Here is a 23,569-nt window from a genome sequence, read left to right on the forward strand (position 1 = left end):
GTCCTGACCGCAAGTGGTGATCTTCGGCTGGCGAAGGGCGAAGATCACCGGTTTGGGTCAGGACCTGGGCCGGGGCGGCTGGTTGGAGCCCGTATTCGGCCCGCAGGCGCCGATCCTGACGAGAGTCGGTTGGAAGATCACGGTGTTGGGCACGAAGCCGCAGTGGGGCGCCGGAGTCAGATGCGCGCCACGCGGCTAGCCGGGTGGTGGGGTGGTGGCGGGAGCCGGGGCGGCGGGTCGGCGGCTACCTATCATGGGCGCATGACCCTCGCGCGGCCGGAGCCGCTCGCCGCGACGCTGCGCCAGATCGAGCGCGCCGCCGGCGCGCTGGCGACCGCGAGCGTGTCACGGATGGACGAGACGCTGCCGTGGTTCCGCGAGCTGCCCGCCGACCAGCGATCCTGGGTCATGCTGGTGGCGCAGGCGGGCGTGCAGTCGCTGGTCAACTGGCTGCGTCAGGGCGGCAGCAGCGGCGGCCCGCAGGCGGTGTCGGACGAGGTGTTCGACGTGGCGCCGCGGGCGCTGGCGCGCAGCATCAACCTGCAGCAGACGGTGGCCCTGATCAAGGTGACCATCGACGTGGTCGAGGAGCAGGTGCCGTTCCTGGCGGTCAAGGGCGAGGAGCAGCAGCTGCGCGAGGCGGTGCTGCGATACTCGCGGGAGGTCGCGTTCGCGGCGGCGCGGGTGTACGCGCGGGCCGCCGAGTCGCGCGGCGCCTGGGACGCCCGGTTGCAGGCGCTGCTGGTGGACGCGCTGCTGCGCGGTGACTCCGCCGACGTGCTGGCGAGCCGGGCGGCCGCGCTGGGCTGGACGGACGCGCCGCCGGTGGTGGTCGTGGTGGGCCGCTCGCCGGGCGGGGAGGCGGCGGTGGTGCTGCACGGGGTGCACCGGGCGGCGCGGCGGGCCGATGTCGAGGTGCTGGGCGGCGTACACGGGGATCGGCTGGTGGTGGTGGTCGGCGGGGCGGTCGATCCGCTGACGGCGGCCGGCAAGCTGCTGCCCGCGTTCGGGCCGGGGCCGGTGGTGGTGGGCCCGGCGGTGCCCGCGCTGGAGGCGGCGACGGAGTCGGCGCGGGCGGCGATGGCGGGGTACCGGGCGGCGCCGGCGTGGCCCGCGGCACCCCGGCCGGTGAACGCCGATGACCTGCTGGCCGAGCGGGCGCTGGCCGGGGACGGCGAGGCCCGGCGCATCCTGCGTCACTCGGCGTACGGGGCGCTGGCGCGGACCAGTGGGGAGTTGCTGGAGACGCTGGATTCGTTCCTGGTGCACGGCGGGGCGCTGGAGGCGACGGCGCGGGCGCTGTTCGTACACCCGAACACGGTGCGTTACCGGCTGCGACGAGTGGCTGAGGTCACAGGGTTCGCGCCGCTGACTCCGCGTGACGCTTTCACGCTCAAGATCGCCCTGGCCCTGGGCCGACTGGAGCCCGGTACGCAGGGCGAACAGCACGCCAAGAACCCCTAAACCAGGACAGAATTCCGCGCCGCCTTACCGATCTTTGTCGACTACCGACAACAACGGTAGGAGGATTTAGTCATCCCCGGCAACGGCGCGCCCGGCCGGGATCCCTCAGGGTGGAATACGTGCTCGCCGTACTCTCCCCGGGCCAGGGTGCCCAGAAACCAGGATTCCTCAAGCCGTGGCTCGACCTCGAGGGATCCGAGGCGCGCCTGCGCTCCTGGTCCGATCTCGCCGGGGTGGATCTGGTGCATCTGGGCACCGAGGCGGATGCTGAAGAGATCAAGGACACCGCGAAGACCCAGCCGCTGCTGGTGGCCGCGGCCCTGCTCGCAGCGGACCACCTGCCCATGGCGGACGTGTCGGTCGTCGCCGGCCACAGTGTCGGCGAGCTCGGCGCCGCCGCCCTGGCGGGTGTGCTCACCCCGGAGTCGGCGATCACGCTGGCCGGGGTGCGCGGCCGGGAGATGGCCGCGGCCTGCGCCGTGGAGCCCACCGGCATGGCGGCCATCCTCGGCGGCGACGAGGCCGAGATCCTCGCCGCGCTGGCGGAGCACGGCCTCTACCCCGCCAACCGCAACGGCGCCGGGCAGATCGTGGCCGCCGGTGCGCTGAGCGCGCTCGACGCGTTCGCCGCCGCGCCGCCCGCCCGGACCCGCGTCATCAAGCTGCAGGTCGCGGGCGCGTTCCACACCCCGTTCATGGCCCCGGCCCAGGCCGGGCTCACCGCTGCCGCTGCCGCGGTCACCCCCGCGCAGCCGCAGCGCCAGCTGCTGTCCAACGCTGACGGTGCGGCCGTCACCGAGGGCGCCGAGGTGCTCAGCCGACTGGTCCGCCAGGTCACCTCTCCGGTGCGCTGGGACCTGTGCATGCGCGCCCTGGCCGACCTCGGGGTGACCGCCGTGATCGAGCTGGCGCCCGCGGGCACGCTTACGGGTCTGGTCAAGCGCGAGCTGAAGACCGGTACCCCCGAGATCGTCAATCTGAACACCCCGGACGACCTGGCCGCTGCCCGCGACCTGATCGCCCGGCACGGTTCGAGCCCGTCGGGAGAGCACGCATGAGCACCACCGCCACTGGCAGCAAGGTCCTGGCCTTCGGGCACTACCAGCCCGCCCGGGTCGTCACCAACGACGACCTGGCGCAGATGGTCGACACCAACGACGAGTGGATCCAGTCGCGGGTCGGCATCAAGGAGCGGCGCATCGCCGACTCCGAGACGGTCGCCGACATGGCCGGGTTCGCCGCCGAGAAGGCGCTGGCCGCCTCGGGACTCACCGCCGCCGACATCGACCTGGTGATCGTCGCGACCTGCTCCTCGATCGACCGCAGCCCGAACGTCGCCTGCCGCGTCGCCGACAAGCTCGGCATAAGCGGGGCGGCCGCGTTCGACCTGAACACCGCCTGCTCGGGCTTCTCGTACGCGCTGGCCAACGCCGACCACGCGATCCGCGCGGGCGCGGCCCGGCACGCGCTCGTCATCGGCGCGGAGAAGCTGTCGCAGATCACCGACTGGTCCGACCGGTCCACCTGCGTGATCTTCGCCGACGGCGCGGGCGCCGCCGTGCTGACGGCCACCGCCGAGGGCGAGGAGCCCGGCGTGGGCCCGGTGGTGTGGGGTTCGGAGCCCAGCGACGCCATCGCGATCGAGGGCTGGCAGCCGTACATCATGCAGGAGGGGCAGAAGGTGTTCCGCTGGGCCACCGGCACCGCGCCGTCCATCGCGCTGCAGGCCTGCGAGAAGGCCGGCATCTCCCCCACGGAGCTGGGCGGCTTCGTCCCGCACCAGGCGAACCTGCGCATCATCGAGCCGCTCGCCCGCAAGATCGGCGTCGACCCGGCGGTGCTGTCCCGCGACATCATCGAGTCGGGCAACACCTCGGCGGCGAGCATCCCGCTCGCGCTGTCCAAGATGATCGAGCGCGGCGAGGTGAAGTCCGGCTCGCCGGTGCTGCTCGTCGGCTTCGGCGGCGGTCTGACCTACGCGGGTCAGGTCATCCGCTGCCCCTGATACGACCGGCCCGCGTTCGCGGGAACGGATCGAAACCACCAACCCGAAGGGAAACACAGATCCATGGCTACTCGTGAAGAGGTCGTCAGCGGCCTGGCCGAGATCCTCGAAGAGGTCGCCGGCGTGAACCCCGACGACGTCTCCGAGGAGAAGTCGTTCACCGAGGACCTCGATGTCGACTCGCTCTCCATGGTCGAGGTCGTCGTGGCCGCCGAGGAGAAGTTCGGCGCGAAGATCCCGGACGACGAGGTCCAGAACCTGAAGACCGTCGGTGACGCTGTCTCCTTCATCGTCGCCAACTCCTGAAGTTTGCGAGAACTGACGTGACCAAGCCTGACGTTGTCGTCACTGGTATGGGCGCGACCTCCCCGCTCGGCGGGGATGTCGCGTCCACCTGGGACGCGATGCTGGCCGGCCGCTCCGGGGTCAGCGTGATGACCCAGGAGTGGGCCGAGCTGCTGCCCGTGAAGATCGCCGCGCAACTGGCGGTGGAGCCGAGCGAGGTCATCGACCGCGTGAAGCTGCGCAGGCTGGACCGGTCCGAGGCGACGGCGCTGATCGCCGCCGCCGAGGCGTGGGCCGACTCCGGCCTGGCCGGAGCCGGGATCGACCCGGAGCGGCTCGGCGTCGTGGTCGGTTCGGGCATCGGCGGGGCGCAGACCCTGCTGGCCCAGGACGACATCCTGGAGGCGTCCGGCGCGCGGCGGGTCAGCCCGCACACCGTGCCGATGCTCATGCCCAACGGTCCCGCCGCCTTCGTCGGCCTGGAGTACGGCGCCCAGGCCGGGGTGCACGCCCCGACCAGCGCCTGCGCCACCGGCGCGGAGTCGATCGCGTGGGGTCTGGACATGATCCGCTCGGGTCGTGCCGACATCGTGATCGCGGGCGGCACCGAGGCGGTCATCCACCCGCTGCCCATCGCCGGCTTCGCCTCGATGCGCGCCATGTCGACGCGCAACGACGAGCCGGAGAAGGCGTCGCGGCCGTGGGACAAGGGCCGGGACGGCTTCGTGCTGGGTGAGGGCGCGGGCGTGCTCATCCTGGAGCGCGCCGACCACGCCGCGGCCCGCGGGGCGCGGATCTACGCGCGCCTGGCGGGCGCGGGCATGACCTCCGACGGGTACGACATCGTGCAGCCGCACCCCGAGGGCACCGGCGCCGCCCGGGCCATCGCCAAGGCGCTGCGCGACGCCGACGTGGCCAAGTCGGACGTGGTGCACGTGAACGCGCACGCCACCTCCACCCCGGTGGGTGACATCGCCGAGATCGCGGCCCTGAAGGCCGCCCTGGGCGACCACCCGGTGCTGACCGCGACGAAGTCGATGACCGGGCACCTGCTCGGCGCGGCGGGGGCGCTGGAGTCGATCGCCACCATCCTGGCGATCCGCGACAGCGTCGTGCCGCCGACGATCAACCTCGACGACCCGGACGACGCCCTGACGATGGACGTGGCCGCGCACAAGGCCCGCCCGCTGCAGATCCCGGCGGCGCTGAACAACTCGTTCGGCTTCGGCGGGCACAACGTCGCCCTGCTCTTCACCCGAGCCTGATCGGGCGAGCAGACCCCTCAGGAGACCCGGGATGACCACCACCTCGGCGGCCGCCGACTCGTCGGCGGCCGACCTCCGGGACCCGCTGGCACGGCTGCAGGCGCTGTTCGACGCGGGCACCGTACGCACGCTGGCGGCCGCGGACGGCTCCGGTGTGCGCAGCGCGCGGGGCGAGATCGACGGCACCGCCGCGATCGCCTTCGCCACCGACGCCCGCAGCATGGGCGGCGCGCTGGGAGCCGAGGGGTGCACGCACATCGTGGACGCCATCGACGCCGCCGTACGCGAGCGGTTGCCGGTGGTGGGGCTGTGGCACTCCGGTGGTGCCCGGCTGGCCGAGGGTGTGGTCGCCCTGGACGGGGTGGGTCAGGTCTTCGCGGCGATCGTCCGCGCCTCCGGCCGGGTACCGCAGATCTCTGTGGTGCTCGGCCCGGCGGCGGGCGGGGCGGCGTACGGCCCCGCGCTGACCGACATCGTGATCATGAGCAGCGCGGGCCGGATCTTCGTGACCGGCCCCGAGGTGGTCCGCAGCGAGACCGGGCAGCAGGTCGACATGGAGCGGCTCGGCGGCCCCGAGCCGCACGGCCGCCGCTCCGGCGTGGTGCACGTGACCGCCGCGGACGACGCGTCCGCGCTGGCCGAGGCGCGCCGGGTCACCAAGCTGCTCGGCGCGCAGGGCCGCCTGTCCCCCGCCGACGCCGCCGACGCCCGCGACCTGTCCGCGTCCATGCCGCCCGAGTCCACCCGCGCGTACGACGTCCGCCCCGTCGTCGCGGACCTGCTCGACACCCCCGGCGTCGAACTGCACGCCCGCTGGGCCCCGAACGTGGTCACCGTGCTGGGCCGCTTCGCCCGCCGCACCGTCGGCGTCGTCGCCAACAACCCGATGCGCCTGGGCGGCTGCCTCGACGCGTCCGGCGCCGAGAAGGCGGCCCGCTTCGTGCGCATGTGCGACTCCCTCGGCGTACCGCTGATCGTCCTGGTCGACGCGCCCGGCTACCTGCCCGGCCTGGACCAGGAGTGGGACGGGGTGGTGCGCCGCGGCGCGAAGCTGCTGCACGCGTTCGCCGAGGCGGTCGTGCCCCGGGTGACCCTGGTGACCCGCAAGGCCTACGGCGGGGCGTACATCGCGATGAACAGCCGCGCCCTGGGCGCCACCGCCGTCTTCGCCTGGCCCGGGGCCGAGGTGGCCGTCATGGGCGCGAGCGCGGCCGTGAACATCCTGCACCGCCGCCGGCTGGCCGGCGCCCCTCCCGAGCAGCGCGAGGCGCTGCGCCGGCAGCTGGTCGAGGAGCAGGCCCGGGTCGCGGGCGGGGTGCAGCGCGCCCTGGAGATCGGCGTGGTCGACGACATGATCGAGCCGACGGAGTCGCGCAAACGGCTCGCCGAGGCGCTGGCCAACGCCCCCGCCGCCCGCGGCGCCCACGGCAACATCCCCCTCTGACGCAGGGGCTAAGGAAGGGACCCTTCTTATCGCTATCCGTAGTAGAAGGGCCCCTTCTTAACGCGCCACTGGCCGCGCCGGCGCGGGCCTTACGCGGGCCGGTAGGGGTGGGCTGGTCGAGGCGCCGGGTGGGGCGGTCGGCATAGGGTGGCGGGGTGGGACATTCGCACATCGACCCGGCCTGTGCGGCGGCGCACGGGCAGACGCGGGAGCCGGCAGGCACCCGTACCCTCGTCGCGGTCTTCAGCTCTCCGGTCGCCGCGCATCTGCTGCACTTCGGCCGGGACCTCGGCTACCGCACCGTGCTGGTCGAGCCCGACCTGGGGCTGGTCGCCGACGGCGGCCACAGCGGACCGGCGCAGCTGGCCAGCAGCGTGGACCCGTCCTTCGCCGACCACGACGCCGACGTGGTGGTGACCGATCACGACCGGCCGGAGCTGGGCGCGCTGCTGTACGCCGCGCTGCAGACCCCGGCCCGCTGGATCGGCGTCATGGGCAGCCCCCGGCACACCGCCCCGCATGTGGCGGCGCTGCGCGAACTGGGCGTGGACGAGGCGGGTGTGGCCCGGGTGCACCGTCCGATCGGGCTGAACATCGGCAGCCGTACCCCCGCCGAGATCGCGGTCGCGACCCTGGCCGGCCTGATCGCCGACCGCAACGCGCGCCCCGGCGGCTTCACCTTCTGACCGCCCCGGACCGTCCTAGATCGGTCAAGTTGCCGGGCAGATTGGCGTTCGGGGCACCAAGAAACGCACGACTGCCCGGCAACTCAGATGATCTGGAACGTCCAGGAGCCGGGTCAGGCGCAGGTGGTGCGGGAGAGGCCGACGACCTCGACCGGGGCGCGGCCGGTCGCCTTGGACTTGCCCGCCAGCACCTGGGCCAGCGCGTCCATCGACAGGTCGCTGGAGGAGTACGTCGCCAGCAGCACCTTCGCGTTCGACTGCCCGAGCAGGTACGGCGTGTCCATCGCGACCGTGACCGCCGCCTCGGTGTTCAGGTCGGCCTTGGCGTCGCCGTAGCCGACCAGGTGCACCACGCTGCCGCCGGTCTCCACCACGGTCACCCCGGCCTGCTTGAGGGCGCCGGTCAGGCGCGCCTTGGCCTTGTCGCGGCCCTTCGCGGCGGTGACCCGCAGCGGCCCGCTGACCGGCAGCAGCTTGCACTCGCCGCGCAGCATGGTGATCGCGGCCGCGGCGACCGGGGCCACCTGCGGCCCGTGGGTGCCCACGATGGACAGCGCCGGGGCCTCCCGGTCCAGGCTGAGCTTCAGCTTCAGGATCCGGCTGGCGGCCTCGACGATCCGCGCGCGCGACAGCGTGCCCGCGCGGATCGCGTCGACGATGCCCTTGTGCGCGGCGGCGACGTTGGGCGTCATCAGGATCAGGTCGTTGCCGGCCAGCAGCGCCTTGACGGCCGCGTCACCGGGCGTGTATTTCATCGCCGGGGCCATGTTCATGCCGTCGGTGACCACGACGCCGTCGTACTTCAGCTCGCCGCGCAGCAGGTCGGTGAGGACCTTGCGGGAGAAGGTCGCCGCGACACCCGGGTCGACGGCCTGCACGTCCAGGTGGCCCGACATGATCAGCGGCACGCCCGCGCGGATGCCGGCCTTGAACGAGGCCAGGTCGTCGCTGTCGAGCAGCTGCCGGGTCTGCTTGAGCACGGGCAGGTCGGTGTGGCTGTCGGCGGTGGTGTGGCCGTGCCCGGGGAAGTGCTTGAGGGTGGCGGCCACGCCACCGGCGCGCAGCCCGCGTACGGCGGCGGCGACCTGCTCGCCCGCGGCGCGCGGGTCGGAGCCGAACGAGCGGGAGCCGATGACGGCGCTGCCCGCCGGGCCGAGCACGTCGGCCACGGGCGCGAAGTCGACGTTGACGCCGACGGCCGACAGCTCCGCGCCCGCGGCCCGCCAGGCGGTCTCGGTCAGGCCGGGGTTGCCCGCGGCGCCGAACGCCATCGCGCTGGGCAGCATGGTCACCCCGGCGGTGAGCCGGGTCACCACGCCGTACTCCTGGTCGGTGCCGATGAGCAGCGGCAGGTCGGCGGCGGGCCCGGTGGCGGCGTTCTGCAGGCCGGTGGTCAGCGCCCGGACCTGGGCCGGGTTCTCCACGTTGTTGACCGGCTGGTTGGCCGCGGTGGGGTCGCTGCCGCCGAAGCCGACCAGGATGACGCCGCCGAGGTGGAACTTCTGCACCATCTGCGCGGGCGTGTCGACGCCGGCCAGGGCCCGGTTGCCGGAGGCGGTGCCCGGGGAGACGTCGGTAGCGGAGCGGCCGTACGCGTACGGCATCAGCACCTGCCCGGCGAGCTCCTCGTCGGACATCTGCTTGACGATGCCGGCGACCTTGGCCGACAGGTCGGACGGGTCCTGCATGGGCAGCGCACCCCCGTTGTCCGGCGCGGTACCGCAGCCGGCCGCCGCGACCGCCACGGCGCTCAGCGCACAGACGGCGGCACCGAATCCTCTGAGTTTCCGCGTCGACGAGGTCACGCCGACATCCCACCAGCCGGGCAGTGCGGGGTCAACCGTTACACGCGATCCCATCGTCCTTACGGACGATCCCGGCCTGGCTACGGTCGGCTAACCCGCCCTGGTCAACAGGGTTACCGGGGCTCCCTCGGCGGCGTAGCGGTACGGCTCCAGCTCGGCGTCCCAGGCGGTGCCCATCGCCTGGTCCAGGGCGTGCGCCAGGGCTTCGGGGCTGCGCGCGGACGCGATGATGCTGCGCAGGCGGTCCTCGCCGAGCTGGATGTCGCCCGCCGCGCCCATCGCCGCGCGGAACAGGCCGCGACCGGGCACGTGCATGAAGCGCTCGCCGTCCACGCCCTGGCTCGGCTCCTCGGTGATCTCGAACCGGAGCATCGGCCACTGGCGCAGCTCATGCGCGATCTCCGCCCCGCTGCCGGGGCGGCCGGACCAGCCGCACTCGGCCCGCCGGGCGCTGGGCTCGACGGGCTGCACGGTCCAGTGCAGGTTCACCGCGCCGCTTTTCAGGGCGCGCGAAATCGCCCACTCGACGTGAGGACACACGGCGAGCGGGCTCGAGTGGACGTGTACGACGCCACGCGTAGGCACGTTGACCTCCCGAGAGAACAGGCTCGTCTTCCCCTACGGCCTGGTGCCACGGACGATCTCCACCATGATGACGGCTGGGGCGGATGTGGCGCCAGCGAATCGCGAAACTCGCCGGATGAATTGTCCGTGCGGGCCATCACCCGTGCGGCGGACGGTGTCGCGGGGGTGCCGCAGGGACGCCGGTCACCGGACGGCCCGCCGCCCGTCGAGGTCACCGGCGGTGTCGTGTAGAGTTGGCGGGTCAACCAGACTTTCCAAGGAGTACGTCGTGGCGAGCAACACCTCCAAGACCGCGCGCGCCTCAGTCCGGGCCGGTGAGGCCAAGGGTGGCGCGCTGAGCGTGCTCGGTGAGTTCAAGTACCTCATCCCGCTGAACAACGGCAAGCACGCCTACGTTCGCAACCTCACCAACGGCAAGACCGTGCACCTGAGCACGTCGTCGGACGCCTTCGTCGAGGAGATCCGCGTCCTGGCCGGTGCCGGCCACGCCGCCAAGATCCGGGCTGAGCTCGCCGCGCTGAACACCGCCCACCCGGGCCACGGCTGGGACGCCACCGAGAAGCGGCTGGCCGAGGCCGGCGTCTTCGGCGAGTGAGCTGTTCCAGGTCCGCCCGCGGCTGAGCCGCAGGACAACCTGAAAGCCCCGGTCACCTCGCGGTGACCGGGGCTTTTTTCATGCCCGTGGCAGGGCAGCTCAGTGGACGGGCCGCTCAGATCAGGCTGACCACGCCGGTGTCCAGGTCGTACACGGCGCCGACGACCTGGACCCGGCCCTCGGCGACCGGGGCGGCCAGGCGTCCGGCGACGCGCAGCCGGTCGGCGGTGCGCTCGACGTGGCGGCGGATCGCGCCGGGAACCGCGTCCGGGTCGAGCGTGGTGACGGCCGGGGTGATCTCCTCGACCAGGTAGCCCAGGTAGCCGTCCGGACAGGACCCGCTGCGCACGGCCTCGACGGTGGCGGCCACGGCGCCGCACCGCTCGTGCCCGAGCACCAGGATCAGCGGGGCGTGCAGCTCGGTCACCGCGAACTCGACCGAGCCGATCACGGACCGGTCCAGCACGTGGCCGCCGGAGCGCACCACGCAGATCGAGCCGAAGTTCTGGTCGAACACGGCCTCCAGCGGAACCCGCGAGTCGATGCATCCCACGACCACCGCGTACGGCTCCTGGGTGCTGGAACGGGCGGCCGCCTCGCCGATGTGGTGGCCGTAACGGGGACGTCCCGCCGCGAACCGGCGGTTGCCCGCCAGCAGGTCTGCCAGCGCCTCAGCCGGTCCGGGGGCGCTAGGCCCGCGGTCGGGTGCGGTCTGGTGGATCGTCGGCGCAGTCTCGGACAGCGTCATGCGATCACTCTCGCTGGTCTGCCGCGCGCGCCGGAAGGTTACGCGAGGGTAGTGCGACGATTCTCACCAGCGCGGACCCCGAGCGCGTCGGGGCACGGGATCACCGGGCGCGGGGTCGCGGATCCGACTTACGGGAAACCCGGAGATTCGGATGATTCGCTGCTCCGGCGGTGTTGCCGCGTCCCACGGTCGGGTATCTTTCCAGCGGCGCCGACCCGTCGCGACCGCGACGATCGCGCAACGCGCGTTCCGCGCGGCCGTCGGAGGGGGTGCTCGTGGATACCGTGACCGCGTGGCTGGAGACCCTGCCGCCGATTCTGATCTACCTGATCGTCGGGCTGGTCATCGGCACCGAGAGCATGGGCATCCCGCTGCCCGGCGAGATCGTGCTGGTCAGCGCGTCGCTGCTGGCCGCGACGACCGACTACGCATCGCCGTGGGGCGTGGCGATCGGCGCCGCGGTCGGCGCCATCGTGGGCGACTCCATCGGGTACGCCGTGGGCAAGCGCGGCGGCCGCCCGCTGCTGGAGCGCCTGGGCCGCCGGTTCCCCAAGCACCTCGGCCCGGCGCAGATCGCCCGCGCGGAGACCATGTTCGGGCGCTGGGGCACCTGGGCGGTGTTCTTCGGCCGGTTCGTGGCGCTGCTGCGCATCCTGGCCGGGCCGATGGCCGGGGCGCTGCGGGTGCCGTACCGCAGGTTCCTGGTCGCCAACGCGGCCGGCGGCATCACCTGGGCCTTCGGCACCACCTTCGCCATCTACGCGCTGGGCGCGGTGGCCGAGCACTGGATGAAGCGCTTCTCCTGGGCCGCCCTGGTCCTCGCGCTGGTCTTCGGACTGGGCTCCACCTGGTATCTCAAGCGCCGCGCCCACAAGCACGGGGCCGAGGAGAATCTGGCTGAGACGGTCGAACCGGACATCGCGCTCGCGGAGGGCACCCCTGGCGCCGAGAAGCCGGCCAAGCAGCGGGTCGGCTGACCTCCAGCCTATCGGGTGCCACCACCGGCCGCATCGCCCCGGTGATCGATCTTCGGTACGGGGCGAGCCCGTACCCTATCGGGGCACCTTTTGCCCGCGGCCCGGGAGACCCATGTCTGACAACACCCTGCACGAAGAGATCGCCTCAGAGCAGCAGCACGTGGACCGGGTGTATGCCCGGCTCGCCGGGCTGCGCGCCGAGGCGGCGCAGGCCGAGGCCGACGGCTACCAGCTCGCCCGCGTCGGCAACTACGGCGCGCTGGTCGAGCGGGACGCGATGGTCTTCCACGCGGCCCGGCGCCGCCACACCTTCGACGCCGAGCACGAGGGCCTGGTCTTCGGACGGCTCGACCTGCACCCGGATGTGCTGCGGGCGGAGCCCGGCGAGGCGGAGACCGATCCGGAGGCCGCCGGCTGGGACGAGCGGCCGCGCTACATCGGCCGCCTCGGCGTACGCACCGAGCAGGCCGAGCCGCTCCTGATCGACTGGCGCGCCCCGGCCGCCGCCGCGTTCTACCGGGCCACGGCGGCGCAGCCGCTCGGGGTGATCCGCCGCCGCATGATCTCGTCGTTCGGCGAGAAGGTCACCGGCATCGAGGACGACCTGCTCGACCCGGCCAACGCGCCCGAGAACATGACCGTGATCGGCGACGGGGCGCTGCTGGCGGCGCTCAGCCGGGCCAAGGGCACCGGCATGCGCGACATCGTCGCGACCATCCAGCACGAGCAGGACCTGGCCATCCGCTCCCCCGCGTCCGGGGTGACCCTGGTCGAGGGCGGCCCCGGCACCGGCAAGACGGCGGTGGCGCTGCACCGCGCCGCATACCTGCTCTACGCCGACCGGGCCCGGTTCGCCGGGGGCGGCGTCCTGATCGTGGGCCCGTCGCCGGTGTTCGTGGAGTACATCGAGACGGTGCTGCCCGCCCTGGGCGAGGACTCGGCGACCCTCAGGTCCACCGGGCAGCTCGTCGTGGGCGTCAACGCCACCCGGGAGGAGACGGCCGCGGTACGGGCGGTCAAGGGCTCGCTGCGGATGCGCCGGGTGCTGCGCCGCGCGGCCGAGGACGCCCCGCCGAGCAACCCCGACGGCCTGCGCATCCGCTACCGCGGCGAGTGGCTGGTGCTCACCCGGCAGCAGGGCGAGGAGATCCGGCGCCGGGTCGGTCGCGGCAACCGCCGCAACGAGATCCGCGCCAAGGCGTTCGGCGCGGTGCTGGACCTGCTCTGGCAGCAGGCCAAGCCGAAACTGGCCCGGCTGGAGCAGTCGCGCTTCGACGAGGAGCTGACCGAGCACGAGGGCTTCCGCGACTTCCTCAAGGCGTGGTGGCCGATCGTGTCGCCGCTCAGCGTGCTGGGCTGGCTGGGCGACCCGCGCCGGCTGCGCCGCTACGCCGAGGGCACGCTCTCCGGCGAGGAGCAGCGCCAGCTCGTCCGCGCGCTGGCGCCGCTGCGCGAGCAGGGCCCGAGCATCGACGACGTGCCGCTGCTGGACGAGCTGAAGGAACTGGTCGGCACGCAGCCGGTGCCCAAGCGGCGGCGCCGGGAGGCGTACACGGTGGGCGGGGTGCGCGAGGTCGCCACGGCGTACGAGCGGGCCCGCGCCAGCCTGGCCGCCGACCCGCGCGAGCGCGACTACCGCGACTACGCGCACGTGGTGGTCGACGAGGCGCAGGACGTGACCCCGATGCAGTGGCGCATGATCGGCCGCCGGGGCCACGCGGCCAGCTGGACCGTCGTCGGCGACCCGGCCCAGACGGCCTGGATCGGCGACCCGCGCGAGCCCGCCCGCGCCCGGGACGAGGCGCTGGGCGGCCGCAAGCGGCACCCGCACCGGCTGACCACCAACTACCGCAACTCCACCGAGATCTTCGAGGTCGCCGCCGAGGTGATCCGGCAGGTCTCGCCGGACCTGCCGCTGCCGAAGGCGGTGCGCAGCACCGGCATCGCCCCGGTGCACCACGTGGTCGAGCCGTCGGAGCTGGAGCGGGCGGTGCGCGCGGCGGTTGCGGCGCAGCTGGGCGAGGTCGAGGGCACGGTCGGCGTGATCACCGCCGACGCGCGGGTCCGCGCCCGGGTCCGCGACTGGCTGGCCGAGCACGCGCAGGAGCGGCTGCGGGTGGTCACCGCACTGGAGGCCAAGGGGATGGAGTACGACGGCGTCGTGCTCGTGGAGCCCGCCGCGATCACCGGCAACATCGACGCGGGCCGCCGCACCCTGTACGTCGCCCTCTCCCGCGCCACCCAACGCCTGGTCACCGTCGCCACCCAGCCCTGGCGCCGACCAGCGCCGACGAGCGCGGAGCAGGGCACCCCCGGCCCCGCTTAGCATTGACGCTGGCCTATCCAGAGCATGTTTTTCGCGAAACCGTCTCCCAGATAGGCCAGCGTCAATTTCAAGGCGGCGTCACCAGTCGGAGTTGGTGCCGCCCAGGCCCAGCCGGACCTGGTCGAACTCGTTGCCGTCGTTGTCGTCGGTGAAAGTGAGCGAGATCTCGCCCCACGGGGAGACGGCGACGGCACCCTGCTCCTGGCGGCCGGTGGTGGTGTCGGTGTACGACTGCGCCGCCAGGCGACCGGCCGTGGTGCCGTCGGGGTTGTAGCCCCGCGCCCACACGTCCAGCCCGTTGGCCGGGACCGTCCAGGCGACCACGGTGTTGGCCTGGTCGTCGATGCCGACGCTGGGCGAGATCGCCCCGGCCCCGGTGGACACCTCCACGTCGGCGTGCCGGGCGGTGCCGTCCGCCTTGAACGAGCGCGCCCACACCCCGGCGGTGCCGGTGTGGTCGGACTCCCAGGCGATGGCGAAGTCCCCGGCGAAGTCCGCCGCGATCGAGGCGTGCCACTGCTGGTTGCCGCCGTTGACGTTGGCGGAGCGGCGGGTCAGGTTGACCGCGCCGTTGGCCTTGGCCAGGCGGACCAGGCCGATCTGGTAGAACCCGTTGGCGTCGGAGTCCTCGTCCCAGACCACGAGCGCGTCGCCGGAGGCGGCGACGGCGACGTCGGGGCGGTGGTGGGTGCCGGTGGTCTGGCTGGCGGCCACCTCGTACGCCTTGGTGGTGACGTTGGTGTAGCCCGCCGCCCGGACCGTGGACACGGTCGCGCCCTCGGCGATGTTCTCCCAGACCACGGTGAAGGCGACAGCGGCGGCGCTGCCCGGGGTGCCGTCGGGGTCGACCGCCACCTTCGGCACGATCTGCTGCCCGCCGGTGTCGGCGTTGGCGCGGCCGGAGCCGAGCACGGTGCCTGTCGGCCCGACCACCTGGTACGGCACGTTGAAGAACCCGTTGCCGTCCGGGTCGTCGGCCCAGACCACGACCGCGTTGCCCTTGTCGTCCAGGCCCACGTCCGGGGTGATGTGCTTCCAGTTCGTGCCGGCGGTGCCGCCGGTGGACAGCTTCTTCTCGTAGACGGCGGCGCCGTCCTTGAACAGCCGCAGCCAGATGTCGGAGTGGCTGCTGTCGGCCGGGGTGGCCGTGTCGCGGTCGTCCTCCCAGACCACGGCGGTGTAGCCGGTGCGGTTGGCGGCGACGGCGGCGCCGTCCTGGTCGCCGGTGGCGACGCTGTTGGCGGTCGACCAGGTGACGGTGGCGGGCGCCGCGTGCGCCGGGGCGGCCGCGGCCAGGCTCAGTGCGGCGGCGGTCGCACTGACCGCGGCGAGGGATGCGAGGCGGTTCATGGTCCGGCTTCTCCTATATCTGCTGCAGGCCGGGCTGGCCGTCGTTGATGACGTACGAGCGCAGCGTGGTCACCGGCGCGCCGTGCTCGGTGACGGTGGCCACCGAGCGGAAGTCGGCCCGGACCTGGCTCGGGCTGATCGTGGTCAGCGTGTAGCCCCGCCGCGCCGAGTAGAACTTGAGGTGCGGGTTCGTGGCGACGTCCGGGATGGTGGTGGTGGCCGAGCCGTCGCCGCCCGAGGTGATCGAGGTGCAGACCAGCTCCGTGCCGATGGTGGCCGAGTTGGCGTTGGCGTAGTCGGCCTTGAGGTTGTTGGCCCAGGCCGCGTGCACGTCGCCGGTGAGCACCAGCGGGTTGCGCACCTGCCGGTCGAGCCAGCCCTGCTGGATCCGGCTGCGCGAGGCGCGGTAGCCGTCCCAGGCGTCCATGCTGGACGCGCCCGAGGCGTCGAAGCGGCGGGCGAAGAAGACCTGCTGGCCGAGGATGTCCCAGGTGCCGTAGTGCTGGGCCAGGCCGTCGAGCAGCCAGGCCTCCTGCGCGGCGCCGGTCAGACTGCGGGTGGCCAGGTCGGCGTCGGCGCAGACCTTCCAGCCGTCGCCGCAGGCCTGGTCGCTGCGGAACTGGCGGGTGTCGAGCATGTGGAAGGTGGCCAGGTTGCCCCAGCGGATGCGGCGGTACAGCGGAATGCTGTTGCCGGTCGGCGCCTGGGCGGGCCGCAGCGGCATGTTCTCGTAGTACGCCCGGTAGGCGTCGGTGCGGCGCTGGGTCCACTGCGCGGCGGTCAGCGCGGGGCTGCTGTCGTTGCGGACCATGTTGGCGTAGTTGTTCTCGACCTCGTGGTCGTCGGGCACCACCAGCCACGGCGCGACGGCGTGCGCGGCCTGCAGGTCCGGGTCGGACTTGTAGAGGGCGTACCGGCGGCGGTAGTCGGCCAGCGACACGATCTCGCTGCCCACGTGCTCGCGGACCGAGCCGGCGGTGGCGGCGTCCTCGTAGATGTAGTCGCCGAGGTGCAGGATCAGGCCGGGGTTGTCCTCGGCCAGGCGCCGGTAGGCGGTGTAGTAGCCCGACTCGTAGTGCGCGCAGGAGGCGAAGGCCATCACCAGGTCGCGGCCGAAGGTGCCGGCGGCCGGGGCGGTGCGGGTGCGCCCGACCGGCGAGATGTGGCCCTGGGCGCGGAAGCGGTAGTAGTAGTCGCTGTCGGGGTTCAGGCCGCCCGCGACCACGTGTACCGAGTGGGCGTCGGCGTAGCGGGCGGTCACCGTGCCGGAGGCGACCAGCGTGCCGAAGGCGGCGCTGGTGGAGACCTGCCAGTCGACGGCGACGTCGGCGTTGGGCATGCCGCCCTGGCCGTCGGCGTTCAGCGGGGTCGGCGCCAGGCGGGTCCACAGGACCACGCTGCCCGCGTCGGGCTCACCGGAGGCGACGCCGAGCTTGAAAGGGAACGGGGCGGCGGCGTACGCGAGGCTGCCGGCGGTTAGCGCGGACCCGACTGTGGCGAGTCCACCCAGGACGAATGTGCGACGACCGAGGGGGTTCATGGGCCGTAGATTCATTGATACATATGAACATAATCTTGAACCCAGGTGAATCCAGAATGTCTATGAAAACTCCAGATCGGCCACAGAAGTACTACACGCGCGAAGGGCGTCTCCGCTTCATGTTGCGAAAGCGGAAACGCCCTTCACCACCTGCGGCGGCGTGACCTGCGCGTCTTCAGTGGACGGTCGGCTCCGTCCGCCGGACCGCCCGGACCCCGCCGGCGGGGACCGTCACCCCGCCGGTCCACAGGCTGCCGTCCAGCAGGTCGACTCCCCCGACGTCGAGGACCGCCAGGTCCTGCTCGCCGTGGTTGATGAGGAAGACGACGTCGCCGCGGCGGACGTACTCCAGCTCGTCGGGCAGGCCGGACGGGCGCCGTACCCCCGCGGCGTCCAGGGCCCGGGCCAGCAGCGGCCGCAGCCGGTCGACGGCGGTCGCGACATACCAGGCCGTGCCCCGGCCCAGGTCGTGGCGGGTGACGGCGGGGTGCCCGGCGTCGGGTCCGGCGGCGAACTCGACCACCGGCACGGCTCCGGCCGGGCGCACCCGCTCCGACCACACCGCCCCGGTCGAGCCGTCGCCCAGGGCGACCGCCTCGCCCGCGCGCAGCGGGTGGAACTCCTCGACCGACAGGCCCAGCACCTCCCGCAGCGCCCCCGGGTACGCCCCCGGGTGCACCGTCTCGTGCTCGTCGACGATCCCGGAGAAGTACGACACCAGCAGGTGCCCGCCCGACTCGACGTACCGGCACAGGTTCTTGGCCGCCCCCTCCCCCAGCAGGTACGCGCTAGGCGCCACCACCAGCTTGTACGCCGACAGGTCCGCCCCCGGGTGGACGAAGTCCACGGTCGCGTGCTCGCGCCACAGCGCCTCGTAGTACGCGTCGATCCGCTCGCGGAAGCGCAGCTCGACGCTGGGGCGCCACTCCAGCTCCAGCGCCCAGAACGACTCCCAGTCCCACACCACCGCCACCTCGGCGGCGACCCGGGTGCCGCGTACCGGCGCCAGCCCGCGCAGCTGCGCGCCCAGCTCGACCACCTCGCGCCACACCTGCGAGTCCGTCCCGGCCTGCGGCAGCATCGCCGAGTGGAACTTCTCCGCGCCGTAGCGGGAGGCCCGCCACTGGAAGAACAGCACCGAGTCCGAGCCCCGGGCCACGTGCGCCAGGCTGTTGCGGCGCAGCTCGCCGGGCCGCTTGGCCAGGTTGCGCGGCTGCCAGTTGACCGCCCCGGTCGAGTGCTCCATCAGCAGCCACGGGGCGCCGCCCGCCAGCGACCGGCTCAGGTCGGCCGACAGGGCCAGCTCGATGTGGTTGTCGGAGCGCTCGGCGGTCAGGTAGTGGTCGTTGCTGACCACGTCCACCTCCGGCGCCCACCGCCACAGGTCCATCGACTTGCAGTTGGCCGTCATGAAGTTGGTGGTGACCGGGGTGTCCGGAGTGACCTCGCGCAGGATGTCGCGCTGCAGCGTGAAGCAGGCCAGGTGCTCGGCGGAGGTGAACCGGGCGAAGTCCAGGCGCTGGGCCGGGTTGACCGCGGTGTGGTTGGCGCGCGGGGCGTCGATCTCGTCCCAGTCGCCGTAGCGCTGGCTCCAGAAGTCGGTGCCCCAGGCCTCGTTGAGCGAGTCCAGGTCCTGATAGGTGGTACGCAGCCAGCCGCGGAACGCCGCGACGCTGGCGTCGCAGTAGCACTCGCCGAGCGGGGCGCCGTACTCGTTGTGCACGTGCCAGAGGATGACGGCCGGGTGGTCGCGGTAGTGCTCGGCCAGCGCGCGGGCGATGCCGGCGGTGGCCGCGCGGTACTCGGGCGAGCTGGGGCAGGCGTGCTGGCGGCCGCCGACGCCGATCCGGACGCCCTCGCGGTTCACCGGCAGCGTGTGCGGGTACGCCCGGGAGAACCAGGGCGGCGGGGCGGCGGTGGGGGTGGCCAGGTCGACGGCGACGCCGTTGGCGTGCAGGCGGTCGACGATCTCGTCGAGCCAGCCGAACTCGTACCGCCCCGGGGCCGGTTCCAGTCTGGCCCAGGCGAAGACGCCGAGGCTGACCAGGTTGACCCCGGCCGCGCGCATCAGCGCGACGTCCTCCTCCTGCACCTGGCGGGGCCACTGCTCGGGGTTGTAGTCCCCGCCGTAGGCCAGGCCCCCGAGCCGGGTGCTGATGCTGTCGACCACCGATCCCCCTTTGTTCTGTGAACGTGCACAGTAGCGGAAGCACCCGGCGCGCGGAAGCCGCCACCCCTCAAATGCCTGACCATGTAACGAGTTCGCCAACGTGCCTTGACGGGCGCGTAACAGCCACTACACACTGTTGCGCACTGTGAACGTTCACAGAAACTCGCCATTTCAACGGAGGACCCATGCGCACGAAACGGCTCAGGACGGTGCTCACCGCCCTGCTGGTCGGGGCCCTGGCGGCCGGCTGCTCCAGCACCCCGGACGAGGCGGCGCCGCAGGAGACCGGGCCGGTCGACCTGACCTTCTGGACCTGGGCACCGAACATGGACAAGATCGCGGCGGTGTGGAACGCCGAGCACCCCGACATCCACGTCACGGTCAGCAAGCAGGCCGGCGGCGACGAGGCGGCGGCCAAGTTCCTCACCGCGGCCAAGGCGGGCAACGCGCCCGACCTGGTGCAGGCCGAGTACCAGATGCTGCCGTCGTTCGTGGCCGCCGAGGCCGTCGCCGACATCAAGGCCGAGGTGTCCGCCGCCAAGGCGCAGTTCAGTGACGGCATCTGGGGCCTGGTGACGCTGGGCACCGACGGCGTGTACGGCCTGCCGCAGGACAGCGGCCCGATGATGCTCTACTACCGCACCGACCTGTTCACCAAGTACGGCATCGCCGTCCCGAAGACCTGGGACGAGTACGCCGCCGCGGCCCGCGCCGTGCACGCCAAGGACAAGACCGTCTACCTCGGCGGCTTCTCCAGCAAAGACCCGGGCTGGTTCGCCGGCCTCGCCCAGCAGGCGGGCGGCCAGTGGTGGTCGATCCAGGGCGAGTCCTGGAAGGTCGGCATCGACGAGGGCCCGACCCGCAAGGTGGCCGACTTCTGGGGCGGCCTGGCCGCCGAGGGCGTCGTGGACACCCAGGCCCCGTGGACCCCGGAGTGGAACGCCGCGCTCAACAACGGCAAGGTGCTGTCCTGGGCCTCGGCCGTGTGGGCGCCGGGCGTGCTGAGCAGCAACGCCCCCGACGGCAAGGGCAAGTGGGCCATCGCGCCGCTGCCGCAGTGGAGCGCCGGGGAGTCGTACAGCGGCTTCTGGGGCGGATCCTCGATCGCGGTCGCCGCGGGCTCCAAGCACCGCGCCGCCGCCGCGCAGTTCGCCACCTGGCTCAACACCGACACCAAGGCGCTCGACCTGCTGATCAAGGAGGCCGCGGTCTACCCGGCGGCCAAGGGCGGCCAGGCGCTGCTCACCACCGCGCCGGACTACTTCGCCAACCAGCCCGACTTCTGGGCCCAGGCCACCGCGATCTCGTCCTCGGCGCGCGGCTTCACCTTCGGTCCGAACGTCAACGTCGCCTACAGCGCGTACAAGGACGCCTTCGACAAGGCGGTGCAGCAGAAGTCCTCGTTCGGGGCCGCGCTGACCGCGGTGCAGGAGGCCACCGTGGCCGACATGAAGAAGTCCGGCTTCACGCTGGTGTCCTGAGCGATGACCAAGGCAAACCGGGGCGCCCGCGCATCGCGCGCGGGCGCCACCCCCTACCTGTACCTGGCCCCGGCGGTGGTGCTGTTCACCCTGTTCGTGGCCGCGCCGATCGGCTACACCGCGTACCTGAGCCTGCGCCGGGTCAAGTTCTCCGGCCTCGGGCTGGGCAAGAAGTCGCGCACCGAGATCTTCGTCGGCCTGGACAACTACCGCGCGGCCCTGGCCGACGGCGAGTTCTGGGACGGCTGGGTGCGGGTGCTGGGCTACGCCGCGATGGTGCTCACCCTCATGCTCGGCCTGGCACTGCTGTTCGCGCTGCTGCTGGACTCCGCGAGAGTACGGCTGCCGCGCTTCTCCCGCATCGCCATCTTCCTGCCGTACGCCGTCCCCGGCGTGGTCGCGACGCTGCTCTGGGGCTTCCTCTACCCGCCCAGCATGAGCCCGATCCACGCCGGACTGCACGCCGTCGGTGTCGACGGCGTAGACCTGCTCAGCCCGTCCACCATCGTCTTCTCCATGGTCAACGTGGCGGTCTGGGGCGGCACCGGCTTCAACATGCTGGTGCTCTACACCCAGCTGCGGGCCGTGCCCCGCGACTACTACGAGGCCGCCCGCATCGACGGGGCGGGCGAACTGGCCATCGCGCTGCGGATCAAGGTACCGATGCTGGCACCGGCCCTCGTCCTGACCACCGTGTTCTCGATCATCGCGACGATGCAGGTGTTCACCGAGCCGACCACCCTGCGCTCGATCTCGAACTCGGTCAGCTCGACCTGGAGCCCGCTGATGAACGTCTACGGCGACGCCTTCGTCACCGGCGACCTCTACTCCGCCTCGGCGACGTCACTGGTCATCGCGCTGATCGCGCTCGTGCCCTCGCTGGGCTTCCTGCGGCTGGTCCGCCGCCGCGCGTTCGGGGAGGAACGATGAGCATCACCGCTTCGGCCGAAGGGGCGGGCCGGGTCCGCCGCCCGCTCGGCCTCATGCCCACCGCCGTACTGCTGCTCGGGGCACTGTACTGCCTGCTACCGGTGGCCTGGGTGCTCATGGCCGCCAGCAAGACCCGGGGCGAGCTGTTCTCCACCAACGCGTTCGCCCCCGGCACCGGGCTGCTGGAGAACCTGTCCGACCTGTCGGCCTACCGCGACGGCATCTTCTGGCAGTGGATGGCCAACACGGCCCTGTACGCCGGAGTCGGCGCCGTCCTGTCGACCGCGGTGTCGGTGCTGGCCGGGTACGCGCTGGCGAAGTTCCGGTTCTTCGGCCAGAACCTCATCTTCAACGTGCTGATCGGCGGCATCCTCGTCCCGTCGGTGGTCCTCGCCGTCCCGCAGTACCTGCTGCTGGCCAAGGCGGGGCTCGCCGACACGTACTGGGCGGTGCTGCTGCCCAGCATCCTGCACCCGTACAGCATCTACCTGGCCCGCATCTACGCCGCCGCCGCCATCCCCGACGCCCTGCTGGAGGCCGGGCGCATCGACGGGGCGAGCGAGGGGCGGCTGCTGCGGGTGGTGGCGGTCCCGCTCATGGGGCCGGGCATGGTGACGATCTTCCTGTTCCAGTTCGTCGCGATCTGGAACAACTTCCTGCTCCCGTTCATCATGCTCGCCGACGACCACCGGTTCCCGCTCACCGTGGGGCTCTACACCCTGCTGGTGACCGGTGCCAACCAGCCCGCCCTGTACAACCTCGTCATCACCGGCGCGCTGCTGTCGATCATTCCGCTGATCGCGCTGTTCCTCACCATGCAGCGGTACTGGCGCACTGACCTGTCCGGCGGGTCTGTGAAAAGCTGATGCCTGTGACCAACAGCAGGCGGCGGCCGACGATCCACGACGTGGCCCGTGCCTCGGGAGTATCCCGGGGCACGGTGTCCCGCGCCCTCAACGGCGACCCGTACGTGAGCACCGCCGCGGCGGCGGCCGTCAAACGGGCCGTCGCCGAGACCGGATACGTCGTCAACCGCAACGCGCGCAGCCTCGTCACCCAGCGCACCGGCACCGTGGTGATGGTGCTGTCCGAGCCGCAGGAGAAGCTGTTCGAGGACCCGAACTTCAGCGTGCTGCTCCGGGTGGCCACCCGGCGGCTGGCCCAGCGCGACGTGGCGCTGGTCATGATGGTCGCCGGGGACGACGGCGACCGCGAGCGCGTGGTCCGCTACCTGCGCGGCGGCCACGCCGACGGGGTGCTGCTGCTGTCCGCGCACGCCGGTGACCCGCTGCTGGAGGAGCTGGAGAGCCTGGCCCTGCCCGCGGTGGCGTGCGGGGCGGTGCTGGGCCGCGAAGGGCTGCCGTACGCGGCGGCCGACGACCGCGAGGGCGCCCGGCAGATGACCCGCTACCTGGTCGACCTCGGCCGCAGGAAGATCGGCACGATCACCGGGCCGCTGGACACCCCGGGCGGGCTGAACCGGCTCGAAGGGTACTGCGACGTCCTCGGGCGCAAGGCGACGAAGAAGCTGATCGCGCACGGGGACTACACGCGGCACGGGGGCGAGGCGGCGATGCACGAGCTGCTGGACCGGGTGCCGGGGCTGGACGCGGTGTTCGTGGGGTCCGACCTGATGGCGGCCGGGGCGCTGGCGGCGCTGCGGGAGCGAGGGCTGCGGGTGCCGGACGACGTGGCGGTGGGCGGGTTCGACGACTCGGCGGTGGCCGGATCGACGCATCCGCGGCTGACCACGGTGCGGCAGCCGCTGGAGCAGGTGGCCACGGAGACGGTACGGATGCTGCTGGAGCTGATCGACGGCGCGGAGCAGGTCGACTCCGTCGTCCTCCCCACGGAACTGGTCCCCCGCGAATCCGCGTAACCACCCCAGGACCGACGGCTCACGGCTCACGGCT

Annotated in this window: 19 protein-coding genes and 1 pseudogene; 14 read left to right on the forward strand and 6 right to left on the reverse strand. The window is 72.5% G+C overall.

Annotated elements, in window-relative coordinates:
- Positions 1 to 261: 261 nt before the first annotated feature.
- The 7 genes and pseudogenes from QEZ54_RS22655 to QEZ54_RS22685 all read left to right on the forward strand — a co-directional run bounded on the left by QEZ54_RS22655 (position 262) and on the right by QEZ54_RS22685 (position 7,149).
- The gene (locus QEZ54_RS22655) at positions 262 to 1,464 is read left to right on the forward strand and encodes a helix-turn-helix domain-containing protein (RefSeq protein ID WP_281306710.1); all 1,203 of its coding nucleotides are present in this window, start codon (positions 262 to 264) and stop codon (positions 1,462 to 1,464) included.
- A gap of 119 nt (positions 1,465 to 1,583) precedes the next feature.
- Positions 1,584 to 2,510 (forward strand): annotated as a pseudogene (locus QEZ54_RS22660) (ACP S-malonyltransferase); the annotation flags it as partial.
- An 8-nt stretch (positions 2,511 to 2,518) separates the two neighbouring features.
- Positions 2,519 to 3,469, forward strand: a complete 951-nt coding sequence (locus QEZ54_RS22665; RefSeq protein WP_281306711.1) for a beta-ketoacyl-ACP synthase III — start codon at positions 2,519 to 2,521, stop codon at positions 3,467 to 3,469.
- A gap of 63 nt (positions 3,470 to 3,532) precedes the next feature.
- Complete coding sequence (locus QEZ54_RS22670) at positions 3,533 to 3,775, forward strand: acyl carrier protein (protein ID WP_212826145.1); 243 nt, start codon at positions 3,533 to 3,535, stop codon at positions 3,773 to 3,775.
- A gap of 17 nt (positions 3,776 to 3,792) precedes the next feature.
- Positions 3,793 to 5,019, forward strand: a complete 1,227-nt coding sequence (gene fabF / locus QEZ54_RS22675; protein WP_281306712.1) for a beta-ketoacyl-ACP synthase II — start codon at positions 3,793 to 3,795, stop codon at positions 5,017 to 5,019.
- Between the two features lie 31 nt (positions 5,020 to 5,050).
- Positions 5,051 to 6,463: a carboxyl transferase domain-containing protein gene (locus QEZ54_RS22680; RefSeq protein WP_281306713.1), complete on the forward strand. Its 1,413-nt coding sequence runs from the start codon at positions 5,051 to 5,053 to the stop codon at positions 6,461 to 6,463.
- 155 nt (positions 6,464 to 6,618) lie between these two features.
- On the forward strand, positions 6,619 to 7,149 hold the full coding sequence (locus tag QEZ54_RS22685) for an XdhC family protein (RefSeq protein WP_281306714.1): 531 nt from the start codon (positions 6,619 to 6,621) through the stop codon (positions 7,147 to 7,149).
- Positions 7,150 to 7,262: 113 nt separating this feature from the next.
- Here QEZ54_RS22685 and QEZ54_RS22690 read toward each other — a convergent pair whose 3' ends face one another.
- Complete coding sequence (locus tag QEZ54_RS22690; protein WP_281306876.1) at positions 7,263 to 8,837, reverse strand: glycoside hydrolase family 3 protein; 1,575 nt, start codon at positions 8,835 to 8,837, stop codon at positions 7,263 to 7,265.
- Between the two features lie 207 nt (positions 8,838 to 9,044).
- Positions 9,045 to 9,539, reverse strand: coding sequence for a DUF3145 domain-containing protein (locus tag QEZ54_RS22695; protein ID WP_281306715.1), 495 nt, complete (start codon positions 9,537 to 9,539; stop codon positions 9,045 to 9,047).
- Positions 9,540 to 9,807: 268 nt separating this feature from the next.
- On the opposite strand from QEZ54_RS22695, the gene QEZ54_RS22700 reads away from it, so the two are divergent.
- Positions 9,808 to 10,134 carry a hypothetical protein gene (locus tag QEZ54_RS22700; RefSeq protein ID WP_281306716.1) on the forward strand — a complete coding sequence of 109 codons (327 nt, stop codon included), beginning with the start codon at positions 9,808 to 9,810 and terminating at the stop codon, positions 10,132 to 10,134.
- Between the two features lie 115 nt (positions 10,135 to 10,249).
- On the opposite strand, the gene QEZ54_RS22705 is transcribed toward QEZ54_RS22700, so the two are convergent.
- Entirely contained in the window at positions 10,250 to 10,882 is a 633-nt protein-coding gene (locus QEZ54_RS22705) for a carbonic anhydrase (protein WP_281306717.1), read from the reverse strand.
- A gap of 275 nt (positions 10,883 to 11,157) precedes the next feature.
- Between QEZ54_RS22705 and QEZ54_RS22710 the strand changes: the two genes are divergently transcribed.
- The gene (locus QEZ54_RS22710; RefSeq protein WP_281306718.1) at positions 11,158 to 11,859 is read left to right on the forward strand and encodes a DedA family protein; all 702 of its coding nucleotides are present in this window, start codon (positions 11,158 to 11,160) and stop codon (positions 11,857 to 11,859) included.
- Between the two features lie 112 nt (positions 11,860 to 11,971).
- Entirely contained in the window at positions 11,972 to 14,185 is a 2,214-nt protein-coding gene (locus tag QEZ54_RS22715; protein ID WP_281306719.1) for an ATP-binding domain-containing protein, read from the forward strand.
- A gap of 78 nt (positions 14,186 to 14,263) precedes the next feature.
- Here QEZ54_RS22715 and QEZ54_RS22720 read toward each other — a convergent pair whose 3' ends face one another.
- The 3 genes from QEZ54_RS22720 to QEZ54_RS22730 form a co-directional block, all read right to left on the reverse strand.
- A complete protein-coding gene (locus QEZ54_RS22720; protein ID WP_281306720.1) occupies positions 14,264 to 15,535 on the reverse strand; it encodes a hypothetical protein in 1,272 nt (423 codons plus the stop codon).
- Between the two features lie 13 nt (positions 15,536 to 15,548).
- On the reverse strand, positions 15,549 to 17,075 hold the full coding sequence (locus tag QEZ54_RS22725) for an alkaline phosphatase D family protein (RefSeq protein ID WP_281306721.1): 1,527 nt from the start codon (positions 17,073 to 17,075) through the stop codon (positions 15,549 to 15,551).
- Between the two features lie 175 nt (positions 17,076 to 17,250).
- Positions 17,251 to 19,245, reverse strand: coding sequence for a beta-galactosidase (locus tag QEZ54_RS22730; RefSeq protein WP_281306722.1), 1,995 nt, complete (start codon positions 19,243 to 19,245; stop codon positions 17,251 to 17,253).
- Between the two features lie 185 nt (positions 19,246 to 19,430).
- Here QEZ54_RS22730 and QEZ54_RS22735 point away from each other — a divergent pair, with 185 nt between their 5' ends.
- Genes QEZ54_RS22735 through QEZ54_RS22750 form a run of 4 tightly spaced genes read left to right on the forward strand, consistent with a single transcriptional unit; the run spans position 19,431 to position 23,535 of the window.
- The gene (locus QEZ54_RS22735) at positions 19,431 to 20,726 is read left to right on the forward strand and encodes an extracellular solute-binding protein (RefSeq protein ID WP_281306723.1); all 1,296 of its coding nucleotides are present in this window, start codon (positions 19,431 to 19,433) and stop codon (positions 20,724 to 20,726) included.
- Between the two features lie 3 nt (positions 20,727 to 20,729).
- Positions 20,730 to 21,656, forward strand: a complete 927-nt coding sequence (locus QEZ54_RS22740; protein WP_281306724.1) for a sugar ABC transporter permease — start codon at positions 20,730 to 20,732, stop codon at positions 21,654 to 21,656.
- Entirely contained in the window at positions 21,653 to 22,522 is an 870-nt protein-coding gene (locus tag QEZ54_RS22745; RefSeq protein WP_281306725.1) for a carbohydrate ABC transporter permease, read from the forward strand. The genes QEZ54_RS22740 and QEZ54_RS22745 overlap by 4 nt, the downstream gene beginning before the upstream one ends.
- A complete protein-coding gene (locus tag QEZ54_RS22750; protein WP_281306726.1) occupies positions 22,522 to 23,535 on the forward strand; it encodes a LacI family DNA-binding transcriptional regulator in 1,014 nt (337 codons plus the stop codon). Before QEZ54_RS22745 ends, QEZ54_RS22750 begins: the two co-directional genes overlap by 1 nt.
- Positions 23,536 to 23,569: the final 34 nt, after the last annotated feature.

The sequence above is a fragment of the Catellatospora sp. KI3 genome, from assembly GCF_029948125.1.
GTDB lineage: Bacteria > Actinomycetota > Actinomycetes > Mycobacteriales > Micromonosporaceae > Catellatospora.